General features: G+C 46.7%; 12 protein-coding genes. 11 read left to right on the top strand and 1 reads right to left on the bottom strand.

Annotated features, from left to right (window positions below; translation table 11 throughout):
* Window positions 1-71: 71 nt before the first annotated feature.
* Complete coding sequence (bioD, locus tag M0P91_RS10140; RefSeq protein WP_295066814.1) at window positions 72-725, bottom strand: dethiobiotin synthase; 654 nt, start codon at window positions 723-725, stop codon at window positions 72-74.
* 47 nt (window positions 726-772) lie between these two features.
* On the opposite strand from bioD, the gene M0P91_RS10135 reads away from it, so the two are divergent.
* From M0P91_RS10135 to M0P91_RS10085, 11 genes are all read left to right on the top strand, one after another.
* On the top strand, window positions 773-2011 hold the full coding sequence (locus M0P91_RS10135) for a PLP-dependent transferase (RefSeq protein WP_295066812.1): 1239 nt from the start codon (window positions 773-775) through the stop codon (window positions 2009-2011).
* Window positions 2012-2104: 93 nt separating this feature from the next.
* Window positions 2105-2404: an ATP-dependent Clp protease adaptor ClpS gene (locus M0P91_RS10130; protein ID WP_295066811.1), complete on the top strand. Its 300-nt coding sequence runs from the start codon at window positions 2105-2107 to the stop codon at window positions 2402-2404.
* Window positions 2404-4584, top strand: a complete 2181-nt coding sequence (gene clpA, locus M0P91_RS10125; RefSeq protein ID WP_295066809.1) for an ATP-dependent Clp protease ATP-binding subunit ClpA — start codon at window positions 2404-2406, stop codon at window positions 4582-4584. Before M0P91_RS10130 ends, clpA begins: the two co-directional genes overlap by 1 nt.
* A complete protein-coding gene (gene aat, locus M0P91_RS10120; protein WP_295066807.1) occupies window positions 4581-5258 on the top strand; it encodes a leucyl/phenylalanyl-tRNA--protein transferase in 678 nt (225 codons plus the stop codon). Before clpA ends, aat begins: the two co-directional genes overlap by 4 nt.
* A gap of 53 nt (window positions 5259-5311) precedes the next feature.
* Window positions 5312-5758, top strand: a complete 447-nt coding sequence (locus tag M0P91_RS10115) for a DUF3015 family protein (protein WP_295066805.1) — start codon at window positions 5312-5314, stop codon at window positions 5756-5758.
* A gap of 96 nt (window positions 5759-5854) precedes the next feature.
* On the top strand, window positions 5855-7651 hold the full coding sequence (locus M0P91_RS10110) for a DUF4105 domain-containing protein (protein ID WP_295066803.1): 1797 nt from the start codon (window positions 5855-5857) through the stop codon (window positions 7649-7651).
* 49 nt (window positions 7652-7700) lie between these two features.
* Complete coding sequence (locus tag M0P91_RS10105) at window positions 7701-8684, top strand: transaldolase (RefSeq protein WP_295066801.1); 984 nt, start codon at window positions 7701-7703, stop codon at window positions 8682-8684.
* A gap of 4 nt (window positions 8685-8688) precedes the next feature.
* Window positions 8689-9885 (top strand): type IV pilus twitching motility protein PilT, encoded by a 1197-nt coding sequence (locus M0P91_RS10100; RefSeq protein ID WP_295066799.1) that lies wholly within the window; start codon window positions 8689-8691, stop codon window positions 9883-9885.
* A 67-nt stretch (window positions 9886-9952) separates the two neighbouring features.
* Window positions 9953-10489 carry a 50S ribosomal protein L25/general stress protein Ctc gene (locus M0P91_RS10095; RefSeq protein ID WP_295066798.1) on the top strand — a complete coding sequence of 179 codons (537 nt, stop codon included), beginning with the start codon at window positions 9953-9955 and terminating at the stop codon, window positions 10487-10489.
* Window positions 10490-10491: 2 nt separating this feature from the next.
* The gene (gene pth / locus M0P91_RS10090; protein ID WP_295066796.1) at window positions 10492-11049 is read left to right on the top strand and encodes an aminoacyl-tRNA hydrolase; all 558 of its coding nucleotides are present in this window, start codon (window positions 10492-10494) and stop codon (window positions 11047-11049) included.
* A 26-nt stretch (window positions 11050-11075) separates the two neighbouring features.
* A complete protein-coding gene (locus M0P91_RS10085; RefSeq protein ID WP_295066794.1) occupies window positions 11076-12152 on the top strand; it encodes an LptF/LptG family permease in 1077 nt (358 codons plus the stop codon).
* The last annotated feature ends 14 nt before the right edge of the window (window positions 12153-12166 follow it).

The raw sequence follows: 12166 nt of genomic DNA, 5'->3' as shown, positions 1-12166 counted from the left end.
TCTTTCTCCTGTTTAACATAGACGAAGAGGATTTCTTTCTTCTCTTATGCCTGCCACGGATGCGGCTGAATTTATTCTGTAATTGTATCTAAAAGTGCGTGTGCAATAGCATTAATATCGTGATCAATAAAGTAAAGAGGGGCAAAGTGATGGATGAAATAGGGGAGAGAGGTGAGATTGAAATCTTCTCTGGCCTCTTTGCAGTTTAGTCCCCATACATGAGGAAGTTTCGTATCGTTCAAGAGACGCAGACTCAGAAGCGTATCGTTGATGCAGCCGAGTCTGCAATGGGTGATAAGGAGCGTTACGGCCTTAAAGTATCGGGGAAGATCAAGCATCATACTCTTTGCATCAATCGGAACCAGTAACCCCCCCGCCCCTTCGATAATGATAACATCGCAAAGTGCTTCGATTTTATGCAGCGGAGCATCAAATAAGGAAAGATCAATCTTTTGGCCGCCGCTGGCGACAAAAGGTGCCGCCGGCAGAGAAAAAGTGAGAGGAACGATATCGGATACGGATAAGGATTTTAGAGAGGGGTTTAAGTGTAAAGCCGTTTGGAAAAGAAGACTTCCATCCGCAGGTATCTCCACTACCCCTGTTTCTATCGGCTTATAAACACCGACGCGCAACCCCATTTTAGCAAATGCATGGAGCAACTGTATCGAGGTGTAGGTTTTTCCGATATCGGTATTGGTAGCGGTGATGAAAATACGTTTGGCCAATGAAATCTCTTTTTGGTTATAATTGGTCTAATTTTAATACAGGTTTGATGATGAATCGCTTTGAAAATTTTACAACCGCATTTGTACAGCAAATCGGGAAAAAAGAGGGGCCGGTCAGTCCGGTTATGATTAATTCCGCTTCTTTCGGATACGGTGACAGCGAAACGGGGGAAGGGATCTTTGAGGGATCGGTAAAAAAACCGTTGTATGCGCGTGTAGGCAATCCGACATCGGGACAGTTGGAACAGATTTTAGCATCCATGGACGGCGGTATCGGTGCGGTAGCCGCTGCTTCGGGTATGGGGGCAACGGCGATGGCAACGTTGAGCCTGCTGAAATCGGGGGACCATATTATCAGTATCGGAGGGCTTTTCGGAGGGACCTATTCGTATTTTACCGAGACATTAAGCCGGTTCGGGATTTCGACGAGTTTTTTTGACGTAGATGAATTGGAAGCGATTGAGGGGGCGATTCGCGATGCAACCAAAATTATTTTTTTGGAAAGCGTCGGCAATCCGAACATGCGCTTGCCCGACATTAAAGCAATCGCAGAGATAGCCGGTACTCATGGCGTAGTATTGATAGTGGACAATACTATCACCCCTCTTAGTATCGCACCGCTTGCTTTGGGTGCCGATATCGTAGTCTATTCGACAACAAAAATCATTACCGGAAATGCCTCCTCCCTTGGAGGTGCCGTTGTTTTTCGTCCGATTTGCGAGGGAGACGATAAATTCAAGGGTGAGCGCTACGGTGATGTTCATCCGTTCATCAAAAAAATGGGACCGATGGCATTGATTGCCAATGCAAAGAAGCGTGCTCTACGTGATTTCGGGATGTCCGCCAACGGTTTCGGGAGTTATTTGACCCTGTTGGGACTTGAAACGCTTCCGCTGCGGATGGATCGTGTCGTTTCGAGTGTTGAAAAAGTGGCGAACGCTTTATATGAAGCGGGATTTGTGATTAATCACCCTTCGTTGTCTACCCATCCCCATCATGAACGGTATCGCACTCAGTTTGGCAAGGGGTGCGGAACGTTACTGACGATTGATATGGGGAGCAAAGAGCGTGCATTCGAATTTCTAAACCGTTCCGCGTTGGTCACGATTACTGCAAATATCGGTGACAGCCGAACACTGGGGCTTCATATGGCATCGACAATCTACCGTGATTTTGATGAATCGACGCGGGAATTTTTGGGGATTACCCCCGGTTTGATCCGTATCTCTATCGGGCTTGAAAATCCCGACGATATTATTAATGACTTTATCACCGCTCGAGGGTGATAAAGGGTCCCATTTAAATATAATCCTCCTTTTTAAGCCAAACAATACGTAATCATTGTTACATTATTTTTTTCAAATGACAGGAAACTATTTTTGAGTACAAAAATTGAAGAACACTATGAGGGTGAATTAGCCCTCCGTGAACCTAAACGGTACAACGTTTTTTTATTAAACGATGACTATACGTCGATGGATTTTGTTATCGATATTTTGATGAGTATTTTTCGTAAAAATTATTCGGATGCCTATACGATCATGATGCAGGTTCATCAACAAGGGAGGGGATTATGCGGAAGCTACCCCTATGAAATTGCCGAGACAAAAGTTCAACAAGTCAGTTCTTTGGCCCGGGAGAGCGGGTTTCCGCTTAAAGCGATGATGGAGGAGGCGTAATGGTTAGTTCGGAGCTCAATACGATTTTTCAAAAAGCGGTTGCATTTGCACGGCATCAGCGTCATGAATATTTAACAATCGAACATGTAATGCTTGCCCTTTTGGCGACTTCGGACGGTGAAGCAATCATCCGGGCGTGCGGTGGAGATGTTGAAATGATGCGCGAAGCGTTGGGCCGTTATCTGATACAGACGATGGAACCGCTTCCGGATGAAGTACAGCAGGAGCCTTTTGAAACGGTTGCGTTGGCCCGAATGATTGATGAGATGATGCGTCATGTTCGAAGCGCCCAGAAACAGCATGCCGATGTCGGTGATTTTATTGCCGCCGTCTATGAAGAACACCATTCGTATGCGTGTATCCTCCTTGAAGAGTCCGGAATTACCCGTGTTGATTTGCTCGAAGCCATTTCGCATCGTGAACTTGAGACGCCGAAAGATACCGAAAGGGCAGAAGGGGCTTTGGATAAATATGCGATCAATTTGATCGTTCAGGCAAAAAAAGGGAAAATTGATCCGGTAATCGGTCGTGAAAACGAGATAGAGCGGACGATCCAAACCCTTTGCCGACGTAAAAAAAACAATCCTCTTCTTATCGGTGAACCGGGGGTCGGAAAAACCGCCATTGCGGAGGGGTTGGCTCTGCGACTGGTGGAAGGGGATGTCCCTGATCTTTTACGCGATGCCGAACTTTTTGCCCTCGATCTTGGGGCGATGCTGGCCGGTACAAAATATCGGGGAGATTTTGAAAAGCGGCTGAAGGCGGTCATCGACGAAGTACAGGAACATCCCAATGCTATTTTGTTTATCGACGAAATTCATACGATTGTAGGTGCGGGTGCTGTAGGGGGAGGGAGTATGGATGCTTCTAATCAGCTCAAGCCGGCGCTTGCTTCGGGCCGGCTCAAATGTATGGGGGCGACGACGCATGCCGAATACCGGAATGTGTTTGAAAAAGACCGTGCTCTAAGCCGGCGGTTTGCCCGTATCGATGTCGGGGAACCTTCGATGGAAAATAGTTTTTTAATTCTTAAAGGGCTTCGGGAACGGTATGAACACCACCACAAAGTGAAATATACCGATAAGGCTTTGCGCAGTGCGGTGGAACTCTCCAAAAAATATATCACCGACCGTTTTTTACCCGATGTGGCGATAGACCTTATCGATGAAGCGGGGGCCTCTTTTCATCTTAAAAAGCATAAACGGACGACGATTACGCCGATGGACATTGAGACCATTATCTCTAAAATGACGGGAGTACCCACCTCAAAAATGGGAGAAGATGCCCGTGCCAAACTGATTGGACTGGATGGGGAGTTAAAAGCTCAGGTGATAGGGCAGGATCAAGCCGTCACTCAGGTAGTCCGTTCCATCAAACGCTCTTATGCCGGTTTAGGTGGATTGCATAAGCCGATCGCTTCGTTTTTGTTCTCCGGGCCGACTGGGGTGGGAAAAACAGAATTGGCCAAATCGCTGTCATCTTGCATGGGGATCCATTTTGAACGGTTTGACATGTCAGAATATATGGAGAAACATTCGCTGAGCCGGCTCATCGGGGCTCCTCCGGGATATGTCGGATTTGAACAGGGGGGATTGCTCAGCGAAGCGATCCGTAAACACCCCTATACGGTATTACTGTTGGATGAGATAGAGAAAGCCCATCCTGACCTCATAAATGTATTATTGCAGATAATGGACAATGCGACATTGACCGATAACAACGGGTACAAAGCCAATTTTTCGAACGTTATCTTGATTATGACCTCCAATGTCGGTGCAACCGAACGAAACGTGATGGGATTTAATGCCGACAGTTCTCTCTCTCGTAATGAGGCGCTGAAATCCTTTTTCACTCCGGAATTTCGTAATCGGTTGGATGCGGTGGTCGAGTTTGGTCCGTTATCTCAAGAGGTAGTTCGTGGAGTGGTGGATAAATTTATTCGTGAATTGAATCAGCAGCTCAAAGGGAAAAAAGTTACCCTTTCGCTGAGTGAAAAAGCCAAAGGGTATCTGGCGGCAATCGGATACGATAAAGCGATGGGGGCACGGCCGTTGGGAAGGGTTATTCAAGAGAAGATCAAAGATCCGCTTGTGGATGAAATGCTCTTTGGCTCTTTGGCAAACGGCGGTACGGTGAGTATCGATTATGATACGGAATTAAGGTTCTCTTTTAACGAATGATTCCCAAACTTTCGATTTCATTGATTTTCCCCGATCCAGGGTCGGCAAGTAAGGAGGGGATTGTCGCTTACGGCGGTGATCTTACCCCTTCGCGTATTATGCTGGCCTATCGGATGGGGATTTTCCCGTGGTACAGTGCAGGGGATCCTATTTTGTGGTGGTCCGTGGATCCGAGACTGATTCTGGAATTGGATGAGTTTAGACTTCACCGATCTCTCCGTAAAAAAATACCGCAATTTGAAATTCGGTTTGATACGGCTTTTTCAGAAGTGATTCGTGAATGTTCGCAGATGCCTCGGCGAGGGCAGAGTGGGAGTTGGATCGTCCCGGCGATGATTGAAGCGTATGAAGAGCTTCATGCGCTCGGATATGCGCACAGTGTTGAAGCATATCAAGAGGGGGTGCTGGTCGGCGGCTTATACGGTGTAAGTGTCGGAAAGGTTTTTTGCGGCGAATCGATGTTTGCCAAGGTATCGGATGCTTCCAAAGTCGCTTTTGCCGTTTTAATCGATCATTTGAAAGGGTGGGGCTACGATTTTATCGATTGTCAGGTACCGACGGAACATTTGAAAAGTTTAGGGGCAAAAGAGGTTTCAAGGGAGGAGTTTTTAAATCGCCTCGCCCTGGCCAATGAGTCTTACAATGAATACGACTGGTTTTTGAATCTGGGTTAATCTTAAGTAATTTTCTCTTATACTCTTTTAATTCTATAAAACAAGGGGTCATAATGAAAAAAATTATTCTCAGCATGGTAGCGGTTGCAGCACTTAGCACAGCAGGATTTGCAACGGTTAATAATCAAACCGGATGTGGATTAGGATCACAAATTATCAAAGATGACAGTTCGGCAGTCATGTTGGCGCTGCAAGCGACAACAAACGGTACGTCAGGAAATCAAACATTCGGAGTTACTTCCGGGACTTCAGGTTGTAAGCGTTCACAACTCGTTTTGAATGAGCGGGCTGCCGCGTTTGTTGCGTCCAATATGGATCAGCTCTCTCGTGAGATTGCGATTGGGAAGGGAGAGAGTGTTGAAACGCTGGCCGAGTTATTGAACGTTGAGAATAAAGCGGCTTTCGCCTCGGCGCTGCAAGCGAATTATAATGCGATTTATGCCAATGAAAAAGCCGATATGGCAACAGTATTGGATAACGTTTCTACTATCGCCGGATAATATTCATTCCCCATCATTTCCCGTACTTGGGTATCCATCTCTAAAATAAAGCTGGATTCCCGAGCAAGTCGGGAATGACGGTATGTAAGGTTTTTTTTGCCATTTTTTCTTTTATTAGGTGCGTTGAGTTTATCGATTTTTGCTGCTACGACCGATGAACTGATTGCACAAGCTACTTCCCAACATCTGGAAAACTCCCGTTATTGGCATTTATTGATGCATGCCCCCAAAGGGGAGAGTGAAATTGATGACGACGCTTTTTTTATGGCTCCCGATGGAAAATATAATCTTGGCGGAGAGTTAAACGCAACGATTCGCCATTTGAATGACGATGTGAATCGGAGTGACGAGAGCCTCTTTTGCCGCTTTCCCGCCCGAAGAGCATGGCTTGAAAAGGAACTTCGGATCTCTTTTGGAGAGGGTGAATGCCGTCAATACGAAGCCCTTTTAACCAAAATGGATCCCAAAAAAGTGACGCTCGTTTTCCCCAGTGCTCATATCAACTCCCCCGCATCGATGTTCGGACATACGTTTTTACGGATCGATTCGTCGATGGAGAGCAAGCTGATGTCGTATGCGATCAATTATGCGGCACAAACCGCCGAAACCAACGGGCTCCTTTTTGCCTATAAGGGGCTTTTCGGCGGATATTTCGGTTTTTATTCGATGCTCCCCTATTATGAAAAACTCAAAGAGTACCGCGACAGTGAATCTCGGGATGTCTGGGAGTACGATTTGAATCTGACGCCCGATGAGGTTCGCGCGATGGTACGCCATATCTGGGAGCTCCAGCGGATCAATTCGCGGTACTATTTTTTTGATGAAAATTGTTCGTATCATATGTTGTGGCTGAGTGAAATTGCCCGTCCGAGTCTCCATTTGCGCGAGTATTTCCGGTATTACGTTATCCCCCCGGATACGGTTCGGGCCTTTGAAGAGGAGGGGGTTGTCGGTGAAAAACATTTTAGAGCGTCAAAACGTTCAAAGCTTTTGGCCTATGAAGGGGAGCTCAATCCCACGGCAATAGGGGCCGTTCAACTACTCGCATCGGGGAAAATGGAAGCTGCCGCAATCAAAGAGCTCCCCTTATCCGTTCAGGATCAACGGTACGGATTGGAAGCGGCTGCCGAATTGACGGAATTTGTTTTTATTGAAGGAAAAATGTCAAAAGAGGCGTATGGGAAGCGGTATCATACCCTTTTATCGGAGCGTGCGGCACTGGGTCAGGGGGAAGTTCTCCCGACGATAGCGAAACCTAATCCCGATACGGCCCACCGCTCTGCACGCCTAGAGATGGCGCAGGGGTGGCTTGAGAATCGATCGCCGCTTATGATCGGGTTTAGACCGGCTTTTCATGATTTGGGTGAAGTCGATGCGGGACATTTGACCGGGGCGCAGATCGAATTTCTTGACACCCTGCTTGGGATCGAGAACAACACCCTCACCGTAGAAAAACTGACCCTCCTCTCACTGGCTTCGATCGCTCCGGTGTCCTATTTTTTCAAACCGCTCTCCTGGCGGATGAAAATCGGTTGGGACAGAGAATACGGTTCGGACCGCCTTAGTTTCGTTACCCGTCTCGGTGTCGGTACGAGTATCGGGAACGATCGCGTATTCGGATATCTGCTGAGTGAGCCGGAAGTACGTGCCGGATTCAATCCCGATGCCGGAATAGGATTGACCGCAGGGGGAGGGATCAATTGGGGAAAAGCGATGAAAAGTTATCTGGAAACGGGGCATATAGTGTATCTGGATCAGCGTGATCGAAGCCGTTTGAGTTTTTCGCACCGATGGCAGTGGAGCAGCCACGGAGCCCTCTTTTTTCAGTATGACCTTTATCGGCAAGCCGGAAGGGAAGATCGTCTGCATGCCGGAATCAGCCTCTACTTTTAACCTTTTTTCGGCATAATCGGTTACTTTTTTTATGATGGAGCCGAATTATATGTATATTCCTGAATCACGATTTTCTTTATGGGCCGATTTTATTGAACGCACTTTTTTGGATAATGAGTTTAAAGAGTTGATCGAGCAGGGGATTATTAACGGGGCTACCTCCAATCCCTCTATTTTTAAGAGTGCGATTCTGACGTCGGAAGCGTACAAAGAACAGCTTGCCGGGCTGGGCGCTCTTTCACCGAAAGAAAAATATGAAGCGCTGGCGATCTACGATATCCAAAAGGCGGCGGATATTCTCCGTCCGCTTTACGATGCCGGAGATGACGGATATGTCAGTATTGAGGTGGATCCGTTTTTATGCGATGATGCGGAGGGGACGGTTCATGAGGGGATTAGGTTGCATCAAGTGATTGGCCGTCCGAACGTCATGATCAAAGTTCCCGCTACAAAAGCGGGATATCATGCCATGGAAACCCTTGCATCCCAAGGTATCCCGGTCAATGCGACCCTGATTTTTTCGTTGGAGCAGGCGATAAAAAGTGCTCAGGCTTTTCATAAAGCTTCGGATAAGGGAGCAGATCCTGTCCACACCGTTATCAGTGTCTTTGTCAGTCGGATCGATCGGGCAATTGATGAGCAACTTCGCTCTGCCGATGTTTCGGTCGGGCTCATGGGTATTATGAACGCGGCTGAAATTTACGAAGAGGTTGAAGCCATCGGGGTCCCCAAATGTCGTGTATTATTCGCCAGTACCGGGGTAAAAGGGGATGACTTTAGAGCCTCCTATTATATTGACGAACTGTTGGCTTTTAACAGCGTCAATACCGCACCGATTGCAACAATCGATGCTTTTGTCAAGGGTGGGGAAAAGGGGATTAAACTCCCATTGTCACGTGATGCGATCGAGGTACACAAAGAGGCTGTTCTGGGTGCCGGTGTCAATATGAACCAAATTATTGAGGAACAGATTCGTGAAGGATTAGCCGCTTTTAAAATAGCGTTCAGTGAAATTTTGAGCGAATTGGAGTAAATACATGAGTCAAGAGATGGACAGTCAGGTCAATGTAAGCGAACTCGATTTTGAGGTGTTGAAAAAAATACGGAGTTATTTGCGTCGGATGGTGGATGCGGGGGGGAGCGACTTGCATGTTAAAGCCAATGCGATTGTACGGGCCCGGATCAATGGGGAGATTGTCCCCCTTTCGGGTGAAATTTTTTCCAAAAAAGATGCATTGACCTTTGCAAAAGAGCTTTTGCGCACCCGTTTTCCTGAACTGGTAGAGAAAAAAGAGCTGGATTTAGTCTATCCGTTTGATGAAAATACCCGTTTCCGTATCAACATCTTTTTTCAGATGGAGGGGATATCGGCGGTATTCCGTCTGATTCCGGTCAAAATCCTTACCATCGACGAGCTGAACCTTCCGGAAGTGATCCATACGTTTGCGGAGATGGAGCGGGGTCTGGTGCTTGTGACGGGGGTGACGGGGAGCGGTAAATCGACAACCCTTGCGGCCATTATCAATGAAATCAATCTGAATCGGCGCAAGCATATTATCACGATTGAAGATCCGATCGAGTTTGTCCATAAAGATCGCAAATGTATTATCAATCAACGCAGTGTCGGGCAGGACACCAAAAGTTTCGGCAATGCGTTACGGGCCGCTTTGCGTGAGGATCCGGATATCATTCTGGTCGGGGAGATGCGTGATATGGAAACGATAGAGATTGCGCTTCACGCTGCCGATACGGGGCATCTTGTTTTCTCCACCCTACACACGCTGGATGCCAAAGAGACGATTAACCGGGTGGTTTCGGTTTTCCCGACGGCGGAGCAAAATCGGGTCCGAATGACCCTCTCTTCCGTTATCCGAGGGGTGATTTCACAGCGTTTGATCCCTACCGTGGACGGAAAACGGACTGCCGCTCTTGAAGTGATGGTCCGAACGCCCCGTATCGAGCAGCTGATTGCCGAAAATCGTGATATCGAGATTCCCGATACGATTGCGGAAGGGAAGCAGCTCTATAAATCGCAGACATTCGATCAGGGGATTCTGGACCTTTACTTCAAAAAGCGGATCAGTCGAGACGATGCTTTCGCCAACGCTACCTCCGCGTCCGATTTAAAACTGAAAATGGAAGGGCTGGGCGGTTCGATTGATAAAGAGAAGATTGGGAGTAACGATGTTACGAAAGAGTTTGAAGAAGACGATTTTATCGGTTTAAAAGGGTAATGCTTTAGGATGGTTTAATATTTTTTTAAGTATAATCCGTCCCATTTTAATTTTGAAGGATTTGATTATGCTAGAAGGCATTGTAAGAGAGAGTATTGGCAAACGTTCAACAAAAGCGTACCGCCGTGATGGTTATCTTATCGCCAACATTTACGGAAAAGGGCTTGAAAATATCCACGCCGCGTTCAAAATGAACGATTTTATCCGTACTGTTCGTAACAAAGAGAGTGTTGCGTTCGGTGTCAATGTTGCCGGGAACGAGATGAATGTTGTTGTTCAAGGGTATGAGTCTCATCCGGTATCGGGCAATTTGTTGCACGTTGATTTGATGGTAGCACAAGCGGGTGTCGTAACCCATTATCATATTCCTGTCAAGCCTGTAGGGACCCCTATCGGTTTGAAAAACAAAGGGATGTTGCACGTATCTAAAAAACGTCTTCGCGTTAAAACAGCGATCGAAAATCTTCCGAATGCGATTGAAATCAATGTAGCCCCTCTTGATCTGGGTGATTCTATTTTGTTGCGCGATTTGGAAAAAATTGAAAACGTTACGTTTACCGATTCGGACCGTGTATCGATTTTAAGTATCATTAAAGCGAAATAATCATGCTGATCGTCGGACTGGGCAATCCTGGCCCGGCGTACAGTCAAACCCGGCACAATATCGGGTTTATGGTGATCGATGAGTTATGCCGTCGCCATAGTGTTAGCGCCGTTTCAAAGAGCTCCTTCGAAGGGGAGTTGTTTAAAATGGGGACACATTTTCTTCTCAAGCCTATGACCTTTATGAACCTCTCCGGCCGTTCGGTAGCCTCCGTAAAAAATTTCTATAAAATTGATGATGTGATTGTGATCCATGATGATCTGGACCTCCCTTTCGGTGCATTGCGGTTAAAAAAAGGGGGCGGTCACGGCGGGCATAACGGCCTCAAATCGACCGATGCGGCAATCAGCCCCGATTATGTACGTGTCCGGATGGGGATTGGAAAACCGGAACATAAATCGCAGGTAGCCGATTATGTTTTGCATCCGTTTTCTCCGGATGAAAAAAAGCAGATCGACGGATGGATCGCAAAAGCCGCAGATGCGGTAGAACTGCTTTTGCGTCTACCGCACGATGCGGTAGCTTCAAAGTGTTCACTCAAGGCTTTAACGCTACAATAGACGATCTTTACAACGAATAGGTAAAAATGCTCTTTTTTAATACGTTGTCTTTTTTATATCTACGCTATTTTTTGATCATTATTATTGCGTTGAGCAGTTTTATGGTCGGATTTGATTTGATGGAGTATGCCGCAGAGCTTCCCCGTTCGGCGAATCTTGTCCTCATCTATATTACGTATAAAATTTTTTATGCGATCGACATGATGCTTCCGATATCGCTGGTTTTTGCGATGATCGCATCGTTGGTTGAGTTGGTCCGTTCAAATGCTATGGTTGCCTATTATGCCCTCGGGTACTCTAAAAAACGGCTATTTGCCCCTTTTGGAACGGTTGCAACCGTTATCCTGGTTCTCTATGTCGCATTGCATGCGACCTCTTTTTCCAGAGCAAACGAGTATGCCGATAATCTGCGTGAATCCTCGGAACTGATTCGTCCGACGAGTAACCTTTTTTTTACCCATGAGGGGAACTATATCTATTTCGGAACACTCTACCCCCTGACGCGCAAGGCGGAAGATATCCGTATTTTTACCTTTAAAGAGGGGCGTTTTCGTGAAGTGCTCAGCGCTACGAAAGCGGTGTATCAAGAGGGTTTCTGGGTCATACAAAAAGGGCATTTGCTCAAAACTCCAAAAACGCTCCGGCTTGGGGAAAAAGGGATTGTCATAGAAGATCGGAAGAACCTCAAAGTTCTTCCCGATTTTCGTCCGAAGATTCTCGATCAGGTGTATGAGGGGAAAGTGAATTTTACGATCGGTGACGGACTAGATGCACTGAAATTACTGGAAAACCAGAATGTCGATGTGGCAAAAATAAAAAGTGCGTTGTACCGGATTTTTTTCTCTCCGTGGTTTGCCCTGATTTTGATGGTGATATTTTTTACCTATGCTCCGGTAAGCTCCCGTTTTTTAAATCTCTCTTTCTTCAGTTTCGGGGCGATTTTAGCCACATTGATGATATGGGGGATTGCGTTTATGATGGGAGAACTATCGGTCAATAAAACCCTCTCGCCCGAAGTCGGGGTGATCGTGCCGATCATCATACTCCTTGCTGCTATGACGCTACGTCTAAGCAGATTTAGGATAAAATCGCGTCAAAATTAGATTTCAAAGGTCAA

The organism is Sulfuricurvum sp., from assembly GCF_023229695.1.
Taxonomy (GTDB): domain Bacteria; phylum Campylobacterota; class Campylobacteria; order Campylobacterales; family Sulfurimonadaceae; genus Sulfuricurvum.
Note: the sequence above shows the minus strand (reverse complement) of the source record. Positions and strands in the feature narration are given on the sequence as shown.

Bases quoted from the DNA above. Each gene is read 5' to 3' on its own strand.
- M0P91_RS10100 (WP_295066799.1), top strand. From the start codon at position 8,689: ATGAGTCAAGAGATGGACAGTCAGGTCAATGTAAGCGAACTCGATTTT.
- clpA (WP_295066809.1), top strand. From the start codon at position 2,404: ATGGTTAGTTCGGAGCTCAATACGATTTTTCAAAAAGCGGTTGCATTT.
- M0P91_RS10085 (WP_295066794.1), top strand. From the start codon at position 11,076: ATGCTCTTTTTTAATACGTTGTCTTTTTTATATCTACGCTATTTTTTG.
- M0P91_RS10115 (WP_295066805.1), top strand. From the start codon at position 5,312: ATGAAAAAAATTATTCTCAGCATGGTAGCGGTTGCAGCACTTAGCACA.
- aat (WP_295066807.1), top strand. From the start codon at position 4,581: ATGATTCCCAAACTTTCGATTTCATTGATTTTCCCCGATCCAGGGTCG.
- pth (WP_295066796.1), top strand. From the start codon at position 10,492: ATGCTGATCGTCGGACTGGGCAATCCTGGCCCGGCGTACAGTCAAACC.
- M0P91_RS10095 (WP_295066798.1), top strand. From the start codon at position 9,953: ATGCTAGAAGGCATTGTAAGAGAGAGTATTGGCAAACGTTCAACAAAA.
- M0P91_RS10105 (WP_295066801.1), top strand. From the start codon at position 7,701: ATGTATATTCCTGAATCACGATTTTCTTTATGGGCCGATTTTATTGAA.
- M0P91_RS10135 (WP_295066812.1), top strand. From the start codon at position 773: ATGATGAATCGCTTTGAAAATTTTACAACCGCATTTGTACAGCAAATC.